17 protein-coding genes and 1 pseudogene are annotated in these 18,461 nt (G+C 32.4%); 8 read left to right on the plus strand and 10 right to left on the minus strand.

Features of this window, described 5'->3' with window-relative positions; translation table 11 throughout:
• Nucleotides 1-7 precede the first annotated feature (7 nt).
• The 4 genes from esaB to esxA all read right to left on the minus strand — a co-directional run bounded on the left by esaB (nt 8) and on the right by esxA (nt 4,086).
• Nucleotides 8-250: a type VII secretion protein EsaB gene (gene esaB, locus JQN76_RS02105; protein ID WP_001071606.1), complete on the minus strand. Its 243-nt coding sequence runs from the start codon at nt 248-250 to the stop codon at nt 8-10.
• A complete protein-coding gene (gene essA / locus JQN76_RS02110) occupies nt 222-680 on the minus strand; it encodes a type VII secretion protein EssA (protein WP_000928935.1) in 459 nt (152 codons plus the stop codon). Before essA ends, esaB begins: the two co-directional genes overlap by 29 nt.
• Nucleotides 680-3,709, minus strand: a complete 3,030-nt coding sequence (gene esaA / locus JQN76_RS02115) for a type VII secretion protein EsaA (RefSeq protein ID WP_000728946.1) — start codon at nt 3,707-3,709, stop codon at nt 680-682. The genes essA and esaA overlap by 1 nt, the downstream gene beginning before the upstream one ends.
• 83 nt (nt 3,710-3,792) lie before the next feature.
• Nucleotides 3,793-4,086, minus strand: coding sequence for a WXG100 family type VII secretion effector EsxA (gene esxA, locus JQN76_RS02120; RefSeq protein ID WP_001240826.1), 294 nt, complete (start codon nt 4,084-4,086; stop codon nt 3,793-3,795).
• Nucleotides 4,087-4,333: 247 nt separating this feature from the next.
• On the opposite strand from esxA, the gene JQN76_RS02125 reads away from it, so the two are divergent.
• Nucleotides 4,334-5,227, plus strand: coding sequence for a CHAP domain-containing protein (locus JQN76_RS02125; protein WP_000751207.1), 894 nt, complete (start codon nt 4,334-4,336; stop codon nt 5,225-5,227).
• Between the two features lie 142 nt (nt 5,228-5,369).
• Here JQN76_RS02125 and JQN76_RS02130 read toward each other — a convergent pair whose 3' ends face one another.
• From JQN76_RS02130 to JQN76_RS02140, 3 genes are read right to left on the minus strand one after another with little or no spacing between them, the layout of a single operon-like run.
• Entirely contained in the window at nt 5,370-5,957 is a 588-nt protein-coding gene (locus JQN76_RS02130; RefSeq protein ID WP_000583197.1) for a DUF5080 family protein, read from the minus strand.
• A 33-nt stretch (nt 5,958-5,990) separates the two neighbouring features.
• On the minus strand, nt 5,991-6,638 hold the full coding sequence (locus JQN76_RS02135) for a DUF5079 family protein (protein WP_000403077.1): 648 nt from the start codon (nt 6,636-6,638) through the stop codon (nt 5,991-5,993).
• Nucleotides 6,639-6,674: 36 nt separating this feature from the next.
• Nucleotides 6,675-7,316 (minus strand): DUF5079 family protein, encoded by a 642-nt coding sequence (locus JQN76_RS02140; RefSeq protein ID WP_000421230.1) that lies wholly within the window; start codon nt 7,314-7,316, stop codon nt 6,675-6,677.
• 270 nt (nt 7,317-7,586) lie between these two features.
• On the opposite strand from JQN76_RS02140, the gene JQN76_RS02145 reads away from it, so the two are divergent.
• The 4 genes from JQN76_RS02145 to JQN76_RS02160 all read left to right on the plus strand — a co-directional run bounded on the left by JQN76_RS02145 (nt 7,587) and on the right by JQN76_RS02160 (nt 11,934).
• Nucleotides 7,587-9,110: a DUF6583 family protein gene (locus tag JQN76_RS02145; protein WP_000038514.1), complete on the plus strand. Its 1,524-nt coding sequence runs from the start codon at nt 7,587-7,589 to the stop codon at nt 9,108-9,110.
• Nucleotides 9,111-9,177: 67 nt separating this feature from the next.
• On the plus strand, nt 9,178-10,344 hold the full coding sequence (locus tag JQN76_RS02150) for an ABC transporter permease (RefSeq protein ID WP_000848760.1): 1,167 nt from the start codon (nt 9,178-9,180) through the stop codon (nt 10,342-10,344).
• Nucleotides 10,341-11,261, plus strand: coding sequence for an ABC transporter permease (locus JQN76_RS02155; protein ID WP_000806118.1), 921 nt, complete (start codon nt 10,341-10,343; stop codon nt 11,259-11,261). The genes JQN76_RS02150 and JQN76_RS02155 overlap by 4 nt, the downstream gene beginning before the upstream one ends.
• A gap of 13 nt (nt 11,262-11,274) precedes the next feature.
• Nucleotides 11,275-11,934, plus strand: a complete 660-nt coding sequence (locus JQN76_RS02160; RefSeq protein WP_000570077.1) for an ABC transporter ATP-binding protein — start codon at nt 11,275-11,277, stop codon at nt 11,932-11,934.
• A 51-nt stretch (nt 11,935-11,985) separates the two neighbouring features.
• On the opposite strand, the gene lytM is transcribed toward JQN76_RS02160, so the two are convergent.
• Entirely contained in the window at nt 11,986-12,936 is a 951-nt protein-coding gene (lytM, locus tag JQN76_RS02165) for a glycine-glycine endopeptidase LytM (protein ID WP_000736795.1), read from the minus strand.
• A 325-nt stretch (nt 12,937-13,261) separates the two neighbouring features.
• A complete protein-coding gene (locus tag JQN76_RS02170; protein WP_000337372.1) occupies nt 13,262-14,254 on the minus strand; it encodes a choloylglycine hydrolase family protein in 993 nt (330 codons plus the stop codon).
• Between the two features lie 233 nt (nt 14,255-14,487).
• On the opposite strand from JQN76_RS02170, the gene JQN76_RS02175 reads away from it, so the two are divergent.
• Nucleotides 14,488-15,864 carry an MFS transporter gene (locus JQN76_RS02175; RefSeq protein WP_001836751.1) on the plus strand — a complete coding sequence of 459 codons (1,377 nt, stop codon included), beginning with the start codon at nt 14,488-14,490 and terminating at the stop codon, nt 15,862-15,864.
• 169 nt (nt 15,865-16,033) lie between these two features.
• On the opposite strand, the pseudogene JQN76_RS02180 reads toward JQN76_RS02175, so the two are convergent.
• A pseudogene (locus tag JQN76_RS02180) lies at nt 16,034-16,197 on the minus strand (NADH-quinone oxidoreductase subunit L); the annotation flags it as partial.
• Nucleotides 16,198-16,347: 150 nt separating this feature from the next.
• Here JQN76_RS02180 and rbsR point away from each other — a divergent pair.
• Nucleotides 16,348-17,346, plus strand: coding sequence for a ribose utilization transcriptional repressor RbsR (rbsR, locus tag JQN76_RS02185; RefSeq protein ID WP_000757894.1), 999 nt, complete (start codon nt 16,348-16,350; stop codon nt 17,344-17,346).
• 231 nt (nt 17,347-17,577) lie between these two features.
• Complete coding sequence (gene rbsU, locus JQN76_RS02190; RefSeq protein WP_000029204.1) at nt 17,578-18,459, plus strand: ribose/proton symporter RbsU; 882 nt, start codon at nt 17,578-17,580, stop codon at nt 18,457-18,459.
• The last annotated feature ends 2 nt before the right edge of the window (nt 18,460-18,461 follow it).

Consider the following 18,461-nt stretch of genomic DNA (forward strand, 5'->3'; position numbering starts at 1 on the left):
TTTCCTCCTATAGTAACTTCAAAATATCTCCATCAGCGATTTGATAATCAATAAGTCGGTCGTTTTCAACAAGTAATTGACCTTTCGTCATCACTTTAATTTGTGTATTCACATCGAAAATCGAAATATCCAAACTGTCTAACACTAATGCTATTAGATTCTTAATCGGTAAATATGCTGGTACTGCTAAGTCATATGTGCCGTAATTATAATTAGTAAAATCAAATGTTACTTTTACGTGCTGATTCATTTTTCGTTCGTCTCCCTTTATGAATTGAAAAAATGACAAATCCTAAAGTCAAAAAAGCCCCTACAGACATCAAAATGTACGGGAATATTTTTTTCTCCTGCTTGTTTTGAATATAGGGGCTTTTATCACTCTCCGAAGTCTTTTCTAAGTTAGATTTGGAAAATAACACTTTTTTAGTTTCATTCAAGCGAGTCGAGTGACTCGCTTGATTTTGAAACATATCATTTTTTATTTGTTGTTGTCGTTCTTTTTTCTGCTTAGCAATCGCATCATTAACCGCTTTGCTGTCTTTATTAAATAGCGTTGTATCATATTGATTTAAATCATTATTGATTCGCTTTTCCTCTTCTTGTTGCACGTCAATATTAAGTCCGCCATTATTGCTAGATGCTGTTAAAAAAGTTAAAGCAATCACGCTATTCATCAACATTAGATTAATCTCTCTTTCTTAAAGTGTTTTATAAACATGTTCAGTACAAAGCCAATAATCACAAGTACTGTTAATATTACTAGCGCCAAGCCTATAGGATGCTCTGCATTTAAATAATTGAAGAACATGTTATCGATATAAGACAATGGTGAAATTTTATTAGTCACACCTTGTCCAGCCGCTTTCAAATTATTCATAGCTACAAAGTATAGACCCAATGCAGCAATCATTAAGAACATACCGATAGATTTTACCTGTCTTAGTAAATACGTATTAATAAGTACGAAGACCATCATAGTTAAAATCACCATTAAGATGAATTTCGCTCTATAGCCAGCTAATACATGGAACTTATTCATTGCAATTAAACCGACAATTAATCCTTCTACCAAACCAGTTGTACCAATAACACCTGACGTAATGACATTATTCCAAAGATGGTTTTTACTACTATAATCATCTTTAATGAAATTCATTTGTCCTTTGGCACGTTCATAACTATAGAAAATATATGCTGTAATCATTGATAGTAAATACATCAATAATACGAATAATGTCGGTGAAATCACGTCTGTATTACCATTATTAGCTAAAACATTTTCTAAGTTTTTCTTTTGAACCGGATTACTCATAAATGCTTTTAATGCTTGGTTTTGTCTGTCGCCATCTTTAGAATTTTGTAATACTTTTTTAAACTCTTTAGCGAACAACTCATTATCTTTATCGTTTTTAGCCATTTGACGGTTCAAATCATTCGCTCTTACGCCTAATGCTCGACCTGTCGCATGTAGTTTATTCACATTATTATCTAATTGATTTAATTGTCCACTAACTGAATCTGCAATTGTTTTTGATTCTTGTGTATCTGATAGCAATTGCGTACTTTTCTCAGAAATTCTACTAATTTCTTTATCTAAATTTGAAGACATCGTATTAAATTCATCATTTTTGCCTTTATCAATTTTTGGTTCTTGTGGCTCTTCAGCAAATGTCTTTTTAACGTTTTCTAACTGATCAATCAACTTAGAAATATCTTCTTTATTTTTTGTTGTATTCTTTTTGTTATTTAAAATGTCATCAATCAGTTTGTCTGAGTTTTCTTCCATTGAATCAATTTGATGTAACACAGCTACTTTATCGTCTTTGAAACTTTCCATGTCATTGATAACTTGGTCAACCATCATATCAATTAAACGTTTGTTGTCGAATGGTTTATCTTCTCTGCCTTTTGTATCTGTGTACATTTTATAATGTGCATCAAACCTAGATAATGCACTCAATTGCTGGCTTAATGCATCTTTCGATAAGCGACCATCAAGGTTATGATTCAATGTTACATCCACAACACTCGTTGCTTTCTTATCATTTGGTTCATCTTGACGATTTGCTTGTCCAAATAACAATTGTAAATGCATTGTTTTATCTTTTAAGAAATCTTTCTCAGCATCCTTTTTCAATTTAGCAACGCCATTGATTTCAACTTTATATTCCTTGTTAGATGTATCGAGTTGAACACTTTGATCCTTAATGTCATATTTTTTACCATTAATTTTAATGTCGCCTTCAAAATTAAAATGAGGATCTGTTGCAACAGTTAATTGATTAATATCATTACTTTTAATCGTTTCAGTACGTTGCACTTTGACACCATCATTAATCAAACTACTTGTGTCTTGCGCAACTTGGTTATCGTAATCTGTTAAATTAATGTGTTCTGCTAACGGTTTTTTCAAATTATATTCGTTTTTATAACGTTTTGCTTCTTTGACAATTGCTTCGTATTTATTAGCTTCATCCTCATTTAAACCTGCAGCTATAAAGTCTTGTTTAGACATGTTATAGATAAATGTTGTATCTGTATCAGGTTCTTTGACAATATCATCATGAAGTTGTTTTTCTAAGTTTTCAGCGAATTGAGCATTGTTCATTTTAATGCTATTTAGCGCATCTTGTAAGTCTTTGTTATTTGCAAGCTCATCTTGCAGCGATTCTGTTAATTGCTTACGATAGTCTTCAATCATACCTTTTGAAAATGGTGACTCTTGTGATTGAATGATTTCTCTTAATTTATCTAAGTTTTCTTTAACAGTTTGTTTATATTCTTCTTTACCTGTATCTTGCATACTTGATTGTTGATCAATTTGGCTGTCCATCTGTTTTAATGCATTGATATAGTTATCAAGTTCCACGCTATCTTTTTGCGATTTATAATCTTGTAACATTTTATCCATCGCTGTATTGTGCTCGTCAAATAATGAATTTTGTTTTTCAATTAAAGTCGAAACATTATAATCTGTGTTCACTCTGAACGTATCTGAATTCGCACTCAATAATGATTTATTGTATGTTTGGAACCATTTTGTAATATCTTTGTTTGCAGAAATTGAATTTACAAGCGTATCTGTAAATAATTCCGGGAAGTCGTTAATTGGATTTAATAAGTAATTCGAGAATTTACTATTCACACCATGTTCACGCGTCATAATAGCGCCAACATTTTTTTGTGCATTATGTAAATTATCAATGATGCTTGTTAAATAAATTTCGACTAAGTTTTTGTTAAAGTCGTTAAGTACATTACTTACAACTTTTTCTGTGTTTTTAGCTACTTCTTCTTTTTGTCCTACAGCTGTTTTATACTGTAGCGATATTTTCGATGGTGTTTTAGCGTCTAATTGCATTGCCAATTTTGAAAAGTTTTCTGGGATAACAATCATGACTTGGTATCCACCATTTTTCAAACCAGACTCAGCAACGTTTCTTGTTACTGTTTCAAATTTATAGTTTTTCTCATTTGCTAACCTTTTAATAAATGCTTGACCCAGCTCAACTTTTTTACCGTTATATGTCGTTGGTTGATCCTCGTTAACAATTGCGATATGTATTTTATTATTTTTATTACTTACACTTTGGGATCCTTTTTCTGATTGATCTCCATATTTTGTTTGAACAAAAAATATCATACTAACTATGGCAATTATAATAATTAAAGTGACAATTAATGCATAAATCCAATTTTTCTTTTTCATGCTTATTTCCTTTCAGTTGTTTTCTTAAAAAAATGATAAGCAAAGCCACATTAGAAAATGTGACTTTGCCAATTTCAGAATGCTTATTGCAAACCGAAATTATTAGAAAGTTGTTGGTCTTGTTCTTGAACGGCATCAGCAGTGCTATTCAATTGTTGTTTAATTTCTTCTAATAATTGTGCAAATTTTTCTACTTTAGGACTAAGTTGTTGGAATTGCTCTTCGAAACGGCTGAAAGCTTGACCTTCCCAGTTCGCTGCAATTTCACCTTGTGCACGTGTTAAATCAGATAAAATTTGACGGATTTGGTCTGAACCTTGCCCGTAAGATTGCGATTTTGCTCTGATTTCCTCTGGACTCATCTTAATCATTGCCATAACTAGAAACCTCCTGAATATTTTAAGTTTATCAAAACTTTTTAGGGACACTATTTTTTGAAAAAGTGCTCCTTACTCAAATAATATATAAATTATTAGTATATGTATATAGTTTTTTAAGTATTTTTAGCTTTTTTTAAATAAATATATTGAATATACCCATATATTTTTAATTAACCATTCATTTTTGTAATATAAATGTGTATACTAAAATTAAATTAAATACATAAAGGATTAAATGGTTATTATGAAGAAAACAATTTTACTGACGATGACAACTCTTACTTTATTTAGTATGTCGCCTAACTCGGCTCAAGCATATACGAATGATAGCAAAACATTAGAAGAAGCAAAGAAAGCACACCCAAACGCACAGTTCAAAGTGAATAAAGACACCGGCGCGTATACTTATACATATGACAAAAACAACACGCCAAACAACAATCATCAAAACCAGTCACGTACAAACGACAATCATCAACACGCAAATCAACGTGATCTTAACAACAATCAGTACCATTCTTCATTAAGTGGTCAGTATACGCACATTAATGACGCAATTGATTCACACACACCGCCTCAAACGTCACCAAGCAATCCTTTGACACCAGCAATACCGAATGTCGAAGACAATGACGATGAATTAAATAACGCTTTTTCAAAAGATAACAAAGGGCTTATTACAGGCATCGATTTAGACGAATTGTATGACGAATTACAAATCGCCGAATTTAATGACAAAGCAAAGACTGCTGACGGTAAACCTTTAGCATTAGGTAACGGTAAAATCATTGATCAGCCTCTTATCACAAGTAAGAACAACTTATATACTGCTGGACAATGTACATGGTATGTCTTTGATAAACGTGCCAAAGATGGACACACGATTAGTACATTTTGGGGAGATGCTAAAAACTGGGCAGGCCAAGCTTCAAGCAATGGCTTCAAAGTAGATAGACACCCAACACGAGGATCAATTTTACAAACAGTAAATGGTCCATTTGGTCATGTAGCCTACGTTGAAAAAGTTAATATTGATGGAAGTATTCTAATTTCAGAAATGAATTGGATTGGTGAATATATCGTTTCATCAAGAACCATCTCTGCTTCAGAAGTTTCATCATATAATTACATCCATTAAATTAATCATGACATCAATAAAAAGCGACCAGTTCGCAGTTTACAATTCGTAACACTGCAAAATTGGTCGCTTTATTTTGTATGTTATTCGATTATAAAATTACAAAGAAATGTTCTCTACATTCCCCATTAATCAAAATCATTTACGAAAGTATAATTGTAGCTATAATAATCCAAATCGTAACAACTAATGGCACTATCGTCTTGAATAAGAATATACCGTATTTTTTCTTGCGATATATATCCAGTACTAGCCAAATTAAAATGATTATAACACCAACAAAAATAAATACAGGATTCATCGATATAGCATCTGCCTGTAACTCAGGTTGCATTCTTAATTTAGTGATAATTAACATCACCACTGAAATAATGAAAAAGTAGATACCTCTTATCTTTGATGTCTGTAAATCTAATTCCTGCTCTTCAATGACCTCTTTAGATTCACCCAATTCTTTTGCAATCAAATAATTTACTACCTTAGGTTTCACCCATAAACACTTAATTGCAAAGTACATAAAAATATATGATCCAGTATCCATGAACATTAAAAAGTTGCTTAAATCATGATCAACAAAGCGAGCGCCTATAAAATAGTAAAAAATCAATGTCCCCATTATAACAACATCTAATATTAAACCTATTATTGAAAAACCTTCACTTTTAAATAAACTAGCAATCATTGCTATATAATAAATAGCAAATATTGTTATTAAAATAAAAATTATCATGGTTAGACTCCTATTATTTTTTATGTCTTTCCTTTACATTGTCTTACCTTCATTTTCGATATCTTTCTTAATACTCTTGTATAACGCGTAATTAAAATATGACCTAACAAGTAGAGCATCAACACCTAAATTTATTAGTATACTTAAAAATATAAAGTTCTTTTCATCCGCAATACTAGGCGCAACTTTACTTATATAAAATATAGTTGCTAAAGCAAATAATTTTATAATAATTGCTATAAAGTTAACTGCAGGATTAGGATTTTCACTATCAAATTCATTTTTATAAAATAAAAATAAACCTAACCAAGAAATAAATAACATCAAAGCTACTCCGCACCAATAATAAAACACATCTATATCGTTTACTGCTGCACCAACAACATAAGTAGAAGCAATAAATAATGGCATTGAATAACCAGTTATAACATTTAGTGTCATATACCAAATCACATTCTTTTTCTCAACTTTTACCTTCTCACTTTTTTCTTGTAAATACAGTAAAATTGACACTACTATTGCAAAAATTAAAAATACGACTAAATATAATGGCAACTTATCATAAAGTTTACTATTGAAAAACATAATCGCATCAAAAAACAATGAGAGCAAAATCGTAAATATTACAAAAGGTGTTAAGTACGGCCTTTTTATATTTGCTACAATTTCCTTTATCTCCATTACACTTATCCCCCCTATACAAAAATCTTTAATTATCTAAACTTTTTCGATATCTTTCTTAATACTCTTGTATAACGCGTAATTAAAATATGACCTAACAAGAAGAGCATCAGAAGCTAAATTTATTAGAATACTTGTATATATAAATTTTTCTTCATCTGCAGTGTTAGGTACAATTGTACTAATATAGAATAATCCACCAAATGCAAATAATTTTATTATAATTGCTATGACATTAACTGCTTTATTCGGATTTTCACTATCAAATTTATTTTTATAAAATAAAAATAAGCCTAACCAAGAAATAAATAGCATCATCACTATACCTAGCCAATAATTAAAAACGTCAAATCCAAAACCAGCTACCCCAAAAACATAAATAGATGCCAAAAGCAATGGCAAAGTATATCCCACAATAACGTTAAGTGTGAGATATCTAACCACATATCTTTTTTCAACTTTGTAATTCTCATTTTTCTCTTGTATGTACATCATAATCAAAATTACAGCTGTAAAGGCCATAAACACCAGCAAATATACAGGCAATTTATCATATAGTTTGCCATAGAAAAACATCAATGAATCAAAAAATAATGAATAGGCAACTACAAATACTCCCAATACAGTTAAGTACGGTCTTTTTATATTCTTTACAAAATCATCGACTTTCAATTCCATAAATTCATAATCTCCCCAATCTCACTTCAATATTTTTATAAGTTAAATAAATCTTCTTCGCCAAAAAAATGCATATTATCAAGTTAACCTACATTTTTCAAGAATCATTATGTAATCAAACTATTTTTTGTAGTTTATTAGATTTTCAATAACTTATTAAACATTATTATAACTAAAATTCTATTAATTTAAACAAAATTTAAAATAAACCATTTAATAAAATGTATTGTTCTGATATGATTAACTCATAAATAATTGGGAGGAAGCAAAATGTCTAAAAAGTTAAAAATTATAATTCCTATTATTATTGTCTTATTATTAATAGGTGGAATCGCATGGGGAGTTTATGCATTTTTTGCAAACACACCGAAAAATACATACTTAAAAAGCGAACAACAAACTGCAAAAATGTATAAAGATTATTTTAATGACCGTTTTGAAAACGAAGTGAAGTTCCAAGAAAAGATGAAAGATAATTCATTTTTATCTTCATTAGAATTAAGCGCAGATGCATCAGATGAAATTGTTAAGGGGCTTGGTATTCCTAAATCTGTTGTTAATGCTTCGAAAATTAAAATGTCATATGGACATGATCCTAAAAAAGAGAAATCAATGATTAATCTTGAACCAACAATAGCAGACTCTGCATTAGGGAAATTCCAGTTAGCTGCAGATAAAGATAAGCATTATTTCGAATCACCATTATTTAAAGGGAAATATAGTGTTAATAATTCTGATTTATTATCAACTTATTCAAAACTTACAGGCGAAGATGAAGAAATAGCAAAAGAAAATGGTATTACAAACCAACAACTAAATTTAAATACTCTTTTTAGTAATGCTCAAGCACAACAAAGTGACTACAGCAAAATTGCCGAAAAATATTCCGAACTTATTGTCGACAAATTAGATGACGATAATTTTGATAAAGGTAAAAAAGAAGAAATTAAGGTTAATGGTGAAAAGTACAAAGTTAGACCTGTCACGTTAACACTTAGCAGAGCTGACACTAAAAAAATCACATTAGCTGTATTAGAAGAAGCTAAAAAGGATAAAGACCTTAAAAAATTAATGGAAGAACAAGGTACTACAAAAGACTTTGATAAGGACATCAAAAAAGCAATTGACGATGTCAAAGAAACTAAAAAGGATGAATTTGCTAAAATTCAATCTAAAATTTATACCGAAAAACATACGATTGTAAAACGAGAAATTACTATTACAGACAAAGAAAATAATAAAACTAAAATCAAAGGTACTAATACTTTAGAAGACGATAAGTTAAAACTAGATTACGCACTTGATTTCGATCAAGATAAATACACGTATGCTGAAGCGAAATATACAATTAAAGGCGTATCTTCTAAGGAAAAAGACAATAAATACAGTGATAAATACGAATTTGGTAAAAAGACAGAATATGATGAATCAAAAATCAAATTAGATAACCAAGAAAAAGTAGATGGCACAAAACGTCAAGATAAAGGTAAAATCACTGTCGCATTAGATAAATATGGCGACGAAAATGAATTCACTTTTGAAAATAATATAGATTCTGACGTAAAAAATAACACTCAGAAATCTACGTTAAATATCGGCATCAAATATGCTGAAGAACCAATTAATTTCATTTTAAAATCTAGCACAAAATTGAAAGCAGATATTGATTTTGATGATAGTGGTGCGAAAGATTTCAATAGTCTATCTTCAAAAGACCGTGAAAAACTTGAAAAAGAAATAGAAAAAAATGGCGGCAAAATGTTTGAATCAATTTTAAAAAAGGCATCTAAATAACTAAAATATAAAAATAAGATTGGAAGGTCATCTTGCCTTTCAATCTTATCATTGGAGGAGTGGTTAAATGAAAACAATACATTTGTTTCGCATCTACCACTCTTTTTTATTGAAAAAGTGGTATTTGATTATCTATTTACTATTTATATTAGCGGCACTCCTTATTACATTAACGACGATCCAACATGTAACAGAAGATGACAATCATTTTAATATAGGTGTCGTAGATAAAGATCAATCAAGTGAAACGAAATTAATCTTAAACTCTATTGGTAAAGGGAGTAACCTAGGAAAAAATGTAAGCATTAAAGCATATGATGATAAGCAAGCACATACTTTGTTAAAAAAACATAAACTTCAAGGCTATTTTGTTTTTGATAAAGGTATGACCAAGGCATTTTATAAACAAGGCGAACTACCAATTTCAGTATATACATATGATCAACAATCCATGAAAAGTGTCGTGCTATCTCAGCTAACAGATTCTGTTTACCAACGTCTTATGCGATCAATGGGTGGCATCTTAGCTTTTCAAGACTTAGCACCGAAAGCATCACATTCTGACAGTATCAATGTTATGACTGATTTGCTGATTACAGGATTAAACCGTTCAGGTGCATTTAACTTAGAACCGATTCATTTATACGATACGGGCAGTTATTATGCAATTACAGGATTTTTAGCAACGGTATTCATCTTTGCACTATCTTTATTTACAGTTTTGAAAATGAATCAAGATACTGTATTGAAAGCGCGATTGAAAATGTTTCATTTTTCTAAAGAGCGTTTATTAATCATTCGTGCGTTGATTACATGGTTTTATACTATGTTATGGAGTATCGTTGGTGTAGTTTGGATTGTGTTCAGTATTCCGAACACCTTTGAATTATATAATTGGCCAACGTTAGCCATTCATTTAAGCTATTATGTTACCTTTTTAATACTGTGGTTATTACTCATCGAACTTTTAACAACAGGCTTGTTGAATAGTATTAGTAAAGTCATATTAGCTATTTTCATCCTGGTGTTATCTGGTTTAACAATACCTACGATTTTTTTACAACATATAGCAAATGGCGTTTTCAATATTCAACCGTTCGCAGTTGTAACAAATCAATTGTTAGAAATTATTTTAAACAACTACATTTTAGAACTGCACCCTAGTTTCTATCTTAGCTTCATCGCACTTTTGATAATTAATTTAGCTGTATTGGTTTGGAGGTATCGTCAATGAAGCCTTATATACAACTTGTTGTGTTCAAGCAATGGTTACAATACATCTTGCTCGTAACAACCATTGTCATCGCACTCGTACTTATTGGTATCGGTTACCGTGTAGCACATGACAACTTCAAAATACCGATTACCATTCAAGATTTAGACCAAACCACTGCATCAAAATCATTCGTCAATAAAATTAAACAATCTGACTATGTAACTATTAAAAAAGTCGATGAAGATGAAAGCTATATTGAAGATGATGTTACTAAAAAGGAAGCTATTTTAAGTATGCAAATTCCTAAAGGTTTCTCTCAAAAATTAAAAGAGAACAGTTTAAAAGAAACGATACAGTTATATGGTAGAGATGACTTTATAGGTGGTATTGCTGTAGAAATTGTTAGTAGTTCATTATATGAACAGCAAATTCCTAACATTATTTATGAACACCTTGAGGATATGAAACAACATCAATCCATCGATGCTATCAACAAGTCCTATCATAAACATACACCTGAATCTAAAATCAAATTTGTGTCGCTTACTAAACAAGCACAACACTCTATTTCAATTAGCTTAATCTTTGCGGTGATTTTATTTGTTAGCGCTGTTCAAGTAGTACTTCATTATCGTTTAAACCAACAAGCAGCATTGCAACGATTATCACAATATCATTTAAGCCGTTTCAAACTATATAGTACTTATGTAATGACACATACGATCTTGTTATTGTTGGTACTATTGGCAGTTAGTCTATATTTGTCTCAACCACTCAGCTTAATATTTTACTTAAAATCACTGTTACTTATATTGATTTATGAGATAGGTATCGTCTTTATCTTATTCCATATTCAAACAATAAGTCATCGATTATTCATGACATTTATATATGCACTTGCTATGGGTATCGTATACTTGATTATTTTCATGTAAAGGAGCGTAACTGATGATAGAAATTAATAACCTTTCAAAGCGTTACCGTAACAAACAGATTTTCAATCATTTAACTATGTCCTTTGATAGTAATCGTTTAACCGTATTACTTGGTGATAATGGCGCTGGAAAATCAACATTACTTCGTATGGTCGCTGGTATTGAAAAAGCTAATGATGGAACTATCAACTATTTCGGCGAAAAATGGAATCAAAGACAAATCCAAAATCACATCGGTTATGTGCCACAAGACATTGCGTTATTTGAACACATGACAGTGGCTGAAAACATTAATTTTTTTAAATCACTTTGTAAAAATCCAATTAACGATACAACTATCAACGAATATTTACAGCAATTAAATTTTGATGATACGTCTGCCAAAGTATCTACATTGTCTGGTGGGAATAAACGTAAAATTAATATATTAGTAGGTTTACTAGGTCAACCTCGAATTCTAATTTTAGATGAACCGACAGTTGGTATTGATTTGAAATCTAGACATGACATCCACCAACTGCTTAACATTATGAAATCTAAATGTTTAATTATATTAACTACCCATCATTTAGATGAAGTTGAAGCACTTGCAGATGATATCAAGTTAATTGGCCAAGATCCTTTTTATCAACATGTTTTAGAGGACAAGCAATGGGCTTATACCTATTATTAAAACGAAAAAATCCCAAGTTGCGTATGATATCGTAACTTGGGATTTACTGTATTATCTACTTTGCAAGTATGACGTTGGGTCTACTGCATATTGATTACCGATGCCACCAGACATACGTTGGAAGTGTACGTGAGGTGCTGTTGAATTACCCGTACTACCTGAATATGCAATTTGGTCACCAGCTTTGACTTTATCACCAGCTGAAACAGTTAAACGATTATTATGCATATACCATTGGTAGTTATTACTGTTCGCTTCTTTAATCGTTACTTGATTACCCCCACCATAGTTACTCCAACCTGCTTGTACTACTGTACCATCAGTTAATGAGTAAACTGGTGAATTTTCAGGCATTGCATAGTCGACACCGTAATGCGCACCACCACCGTGATATTGTCCATATGGTTGTAGTTGTTTACGACTTGTTAACCAGCTTGCGTCTTTCGCATGACCACTAGCTGTCGCTTTACTTGCTGATCCGCCATTTTGATTAGACGTGCCATTAGGGGAATTGACCTTTCCATTACCATCATGGCTGTTATACGCTTGGTTGTTGTTACTATGTGAATAATAGCTCGCGTCTGGACCTACATTTGATTGATAGCCATATTGATTAATATGCTGTTGGCTTTGACTCGCTGTGTAGTCATTGTTATCTCCTGCTGTTGCTGGATTCACATATGTTTGGCCGCTTCCATTGGCATTTGCATTTTTTGGATAACAGTTATAAAAATAATGCGTATGTCCTTGAGCATCTACGAATGTATAGCTATATTCTTTATTATCAAACATTGCTTGATTCCAGTTACCATCAGGTGTGTGATGATAATCCCCATTAGAATCAATTGTATAATAAGTACCATAAGATACGTCTTGTGATTGTGTTGACATTTGTGTATGTGCTTGTTGGGTGTTTGTCGTTTCTGCTGCATCTGCTTGATGCGCCATTGTAAATGTAGCGAAGCCCATCGTTGCAATCGCTGCTGCTGTTAATTTTTTCATGTATAAAACATCCTCCATTAAAGTTAAAGTTAGTTTTCAATTAAACTGTACTGCACATACTAAAAGAATTAGACAACTGAGTAAAGGATTTAATTCTCATTTTCCAACTATTTAATATTCCCGAAATGTTTTACTAAACTCATTACATTGTCATTACAAAATAGCCATACATTGATATTAAAATGACATCTCTCACTGCATTCGTTTAACCTTTTATAAATTTTCAAAATTAACAACTAATCATTCGTCCATGTTCGCGGTTCAACGCTAATGTATGATAGTAATCATCCATCAAATCATATCAACCAAATTCCATTATCAATCGCTATTGATTGTCATTCAACTTTCTAATAGTGATATGCTTCTCAGGCTTAAAAATCGTCATATCTTTTCTATTAATTAAATCATCTGTGAGCTTTAATGCTACTATTTCATTGCTGCCATAATACTTAATATATAACGTTCTTGTAGTTAAATTTATTACGGTCTGATACATCGTATAGTGATTGTCAGCATCATGCGGACGTACAATTCCAATCGGTATATTTACCGCATCTAATAAATAAAATGCATTCATTAAATCCATTTCTTTATCATTGTTTTGAGCAATGTTTGCTTTCATAAATGCCATTCTCACAAAGCGCTCAGTTGAAGTAAATCCACCTGGCAATCCAAATGTACCTGCTTCATTGCCTAAAGGTTCAATCGTTACACCTTCCAATAACTTTGCTGTTGCTGGATAAGGAGAAATATTGATATATTGTCTTAAATTACTATAATGCCAATTTAAGTCTGGATGATTTGTTAAGACACCAATAGGGTTATCTTTTATAACCACTTCACCCTCTTTAAATGAAACTTCGACTGAATGTCCAGTTGCATCGGAAACATGATAATGCAATGGCGGAACTTCACCGATATCATTTAAATATACAGCTACAACATGTATTTGGGATGCTTGTTGTTTCATATCTTCAATGCTTGTTGTATATCCCAAAATCCATGTCACAATTTCATTTTGCGTAATATTCATCGCGTCCGCTTTGTGTGTTGATCCATATGAACTATAACCTCGGAAATATTGTGTTGAAATGGCAACGCCATGTTCATTAACACCATCACCATAAATAAAACCTTCCATATCTGTTCCTGTACCAATAAAGCCATATTGCGTTTGGCCTGTCGTGCCAGTGCGAGATGTCCAACGATAATTTCTAGGCGTCACTGCTGGCGAACCATCTAATGGATAATCATAATCCATCGTGCGTCCAAGAAGTACTTGATTATTTAAAGTTTGTATTGTGAATCCTGTGCACATTGTTCTCACTCCTCTGTACCTTCATTTACTTTAATCACTTTCAAATAAAGCTGTTTCACTTAAACATACTATAAAAAATCAATCATACAAGCAATTAATTGATATTCATTCTCAATAACTGTGGTATGATATGTAAGGAAATCATGACTTATGTGTGAGTGAACGATCATCTATACATCCGTTCACTTCATCTCATGACTTTCTATATTTAATTTTTACAAGGAGTGACATCTGTGAATAACACACAATCTTCACCACGCAGTAATATTATTATTGCGATTATGTTGTCTGCATTAACATATTGGTTGTTTGCACAATCATTTATTAATATAGGACCTCTCGTTGGTCAAACGTATCAAACCTCTCCTGCCGTGTTAAATTTATCTATTAGTTTAACTTCCTTCGCCACAGGTATCTTCATGGTGGCTGCAGGTGATATTGCTGATAAAATAGGACAACTGAGAATGACATACATGGGTCTCATAATCAGTATGTTTGCATCTCTTCTATTAATTATATCGGACATCACTGCACTGCTCATCATCGGTAGAATTTTACAAGGTCTATCAGCAGCTATCTTGTTACCTTCAACAGTTGGCGTTTTAAATAATCAATTTAAAGGAGATCATTTAAGACGAGCGATTAGTTATCTAATGATTAGTACTGTTGGTGGCATCGGCCTAGCTGGTGTTATCGGCGATTTAATTGCCACAAATTTCGGATGGCAAACGAATTTCATCATTAGTATAGTCATTGCTTTCATTGCCATATTGCTTCTAAAAGGCACACCTGAAAAAGTAAGTCAACATAGCCACCGTCATCCATTCGATTACAAAGGTATGTCGATTTTCGCTGTTATGATTGGTAGCTTTACATTATTGTTAACACAAGGATTCGAACAAGGTTGGTTTAGTACATTTTCAATCATTTGTCTGAGCATTTTTAGCATCACTACGTTGATATTCATCATCATCGAACGTCGACATGAAGTACCTTTTATTGATTTCTCAGTATTACGCAACCGTCCGTTCATTGGTGCATTTTTAAATAACTTTGTTTTAAATAGTGGTCTAGGCGTAACAGTGGTCTTTTTCATATATGCTCAAACACACCTTGGTTTATCAGCTGCGCAATCTGGACTTGTTACATTGCCATATGCCATTGTGGCAGTTGCGATGATTCGTTTAGGTGAAAAAGCAACATTACGTTTCGGTGGCAAATTGATGCTCATCATTGGTCCGTTGTTCCCTGTCATCGGCATCACTATTATTAGCATGACATCACTTCAACCATCACAATATATCATTGCTGTTGTTATTGGGTTTGTCATTTGCGCAATTGGAAATGGTTTAGTCGCAACACCCGGCCTTACAATTGCAATTTTCAGTATGCCTAATGAAAAAGTTGGTTTAGCTACAGGATTATATAAAATGAGTGGCACACTAGGTGGCGCCTTTGGTATAGCGTTAAGTACAACTGTTTTCAGTATGTTACAACTAAACTATACGCCTAGTGTAGCTGCAACTGTAACATTTATCGTCAGCATTATATTAATGATGCTCGGCTCATTGTCTGCATACATGATCATTCCAAAAACGGTTAAATCTTAAATATAATAGAAGCATCATGTTTCGAAATATCTTTATCACTTTAAAATGATATACAAGAAATTCAAGAAAAATAAGCGAACTGAATAAATAAAGATTCAATTAACGCATCAGTATTAGGATTCACTCTAAAACGATTAATAGTTTTATAAGAAGGTGTTTGATCTTGAGCTAACCACATCATTTCGTTATATTTTTTAATACTTTTTTCAAATACAAAAGCCATTATTTAAAATAATGGCTTTTGTATTTTTCATCACAATAAAGATTTTAAAATTCTTGTTATCATAATCATTAAAAGTTATTTAACCTTAATAATATATTCTCTCGCCTCAACCTTAATCGCATACTATAGGCGTCTGTTTGTAGACAATAAAAGTCATTCACGTCTTCATATGTCATCAAATGTTTATCATGATATGATGAATATAATAATCGGGTATATAACTGTATGATTAATTACAGAATAAAGAGAAGGAATATAATATGAAAAAAGTGTCAATTAAAGATGTTGCTAGAGAAGCTGGTGTATCAGTTACAACTGTGTCACATATTTTAAATCATAATGATAGTCGTTTTTCCGCAACAACGATAAAAAACGTACATGCTGTTTCAGAACGTTTAGGCTATGCCCCTAATAAACATGCAAAACAATTGCGCGGTAGTAAAATTCAAACTATTGGCGTCATTTTACCTAGCTTAACAAATCCGTTTTTCTCATCACTGATGCAAAGTATTCATGACCATAAACCATCTGATGTTGATTTATGCTTTTTAACATCTACAGCAACTGATTTGTATGACAATATTAAACATTTAATTGATCGAGGTATTGACGGATTAATCATCGCACAATACATTTCATCCCCGGACGCCCTAAATAACTATCTAAAGAAACATCATGTACCTTATGTCGTACTGGATCAAAATGACCATCAAGGCTATACAGATTTTGTTCGGACAAATGAATATCAAGGCGGACAACTTGCAGCACAACATTTAATAGAACTCGGTCACAACAATATGATGATTGTTGCACCATATGACATGATGGCGAATATGTCGACTCGTGTCGCTGGATTTGTTGATACTTTGCGCGCGAATCAATTGCCAGAACCACAAATCGTCCATACTGAATTATCTAAGCGCGGTGGGCTAACCATTGTTGATGACATCATGGTTCAATCTGCCACTGCAATCTTCGCTATTAACGATGAACTCGCTATTGGCATTTTACGAGGACTAATTGAACATGGCATCAGTATTCCGAAAGATATCTCATTAATAGGTTATGACGACATTGATTATGCAGCGTACGTCTCGCCACCTTTAACTACTGTGGCACAACCTATAACTGATATTGGCAAAACATCTTTAACCTTATTACTTCAACGATTACAGCACTTAGATAAATCCATTGATATGATTGAATTACCAACGACTTTAAAAATTCGTGCAACAACTGGCTATCATCTTTCAAACTAACTACGTATCTTCCGAAATATACTCATCATTGTTAGGCCCTTAGCGTTGCTTTAATGCTGAGGGTTTTTAATCATAATTATTTCACTAAGAAATTAAAATAATAATGTATGAATTTTTAAATATGATTTAAACGTTTTCAGCCTTTATGAAAACGCATGCATTTTACAAATAAAAATGGTACGATGGCACTGGTAAAACGTTTTACTAGAAACAAATCGTGAGGTGTATAACATGAGCATTGTTGCATTACTTATCGGGTTAGGCCCCTTAATTGGCTGGGGATTCTTCCCAACAGTCGCTTCAAAGTTTGGTGGTAAACCTGTACATCAAATTATCGGTGCTACTGTAGGTACGTTAATCTTCGCTATTATATTAGCCGTAGTCACATCAAGTGGCTTCCCTACTGGAACAAATTTACTATTCGCCTTATTATCAGGTGCAGGATGGGGATTCGGACAAATCATTACATTTAAAGCGTTCGAATTAGTCGGTTCATCTCGTGCCATGCCTGTCACAACAGCATTCCAATTATTAGGCGCATCTTTATGGGGTGTCTTTGCATTAGGAAATTGGCCAGGCATTGGTCATAAAATCATTGGCTTTACAGCTTTAGTCGTTATTCTAATTGGGGCGCGTATGACAGTTTGGAGTGAACGCAAAGAAGCAAGTAACGCCAAAAATTTACGTCGTGCAGTGGTACTTCTGTTAATTGGTGAATTTGGATACTGGTTATATTCAGCTGCACCGCAAGCAACTTCTATTGATGGCCTAACTGCCTTTTTACCTCAAGCAATGGGTATGGTAATTGTTGCAGTCATTTATGGCTTTATGAATATGAAAGCAGAGAATCCATTCCGTAATAAAATTACGTGGTTACAAATTATTTCAGGTTTCTTCTTTGCATTTGGTGCCTTAACATATCTTATTTCAGCACAACCTAATATGAATGGTTTAGCAACTGGATTTATTCTTTCTCAAACATCCGTTGTGCTTGCTACATTAACTGGTATTTATTTCTTAAAACAACATAAAACGTCAAAAGAAATGGTTATTACAATCATCGGCTTAGTACTCATTTTAGTAGCCGCTTCTGTTACAGTATTTATAAAATAAGG

The sequence above is a fragment of the Staphylococcus sp. SM3655 genome, from assembly GCF_016917315.1.
Classification (GTDB): domain Bacteria; phylum Bacillota; class Bacilli; order Staphylococcales; family Staphylococcaceae; genus Staphylococcus; species Staphylococcus aureus.

Coding starts and splice junctions, on each gene's coding strand:
- esaB (WP_001071606.1), bottom strand. CDS start 250: ATGAATCAGCACGTAAAAGTAACATTTGATTTTACTAATTATAATTAC.
- essA (WP_000928935.1), bottom strand. CDS start 680: ATGTTGATGAATAGCGTGATTGCTTTAACTTTTTTAACAGCATCTAGC.
- esaA (WP_000728946.1), bottom strand. CDS start 3,709: ATGAAAAAGAAAAATTGGATTTATGCATTAATTGTCACTTTAATTATT.
- esxA (WP_001240826.1), bottom strand. CDS start 4,086: ATGGCAATGATTAAGATGAGTCCAGAGGAAATCAGAGCAAAATCGCAA.
- JQN76_RS02125 (WP_000751207.1), top strand. CDS start 4,334: ATGAAGAAAACAATTTTACTGACGATGACAACTCTTACTTTATTTAGT.
- JQN76_RS02130 (WP_000583197.1), bottom strand. CDS start 5,957: ATGATAATTTTTATTTTAATAACAATATTTGCTATTTATTATATAGCA.
- JQN76_RS02135 (WP_000403077.1), bottom strand. CDS start 6,638: ATGGAGATAAAGGAAATTGTAGCAAATATAAAAAGGCCGTACTTAACA.
- JQN76_RS02140 (WP_000421230.1), bottom strand. CDS start 7,316: ATGGAATTGAAAGTCGATGATTTTGTAAAGAATATAAAAAGACCGTAC.
- JQN76_RS02145 (WP_000038514.1), top strand. CDS start 7,587: ATGTCTAAAAAGTTAAAAATTATAATTCCTATTATTATTGTCTTATTA.
- JQN76_RS02150 (WP_000848760.1), top strand. CDS start 9,178: ATGAAAACAATACATTTGTTTCGCATCTACCACTCTTTTTTATTGAAA.
- JQN76_RS02155 (WP_000806118.1), top strand. CDS start 10,341: ATGAAGCCTTATATACAACTTGTTGTGTTCAAGCAATGGTTACAATAC.
- JQN76_RS02160 (WP_000570077.1), top strand. CDS start 11,275: ATGATAGAAATTAATAACCTTTCAAAGCGTTACCGTAACAAACAGATT.
- lytM (WP_000736795.1), bottom strand. CDS start 12,936: ATGAAAAAATTAACAGCAGCAGCGATTGCAACGATGGGCTTCGCTACA.
- JQN76_RS02170 (WP_000337372.1), bottom strand. CDS start 14,254: ATGTGCACAGGATTCACAATACAAACTTTAAATAATCAAGTACTTCTT.
- rbsR (WP_000757894.1), top strand. CDS start 16,348: ATGAAAAAAGTGTCAATTAAAGATGTTGCTAGAGAAGCTGGTGTATCA.
- rbsU (WP_000029204.1), top strand. CDS start 17,578: ATGAGCATTGTTGCATTACTTATCGGGTTAGGCCCCTTAATTGGCTGG.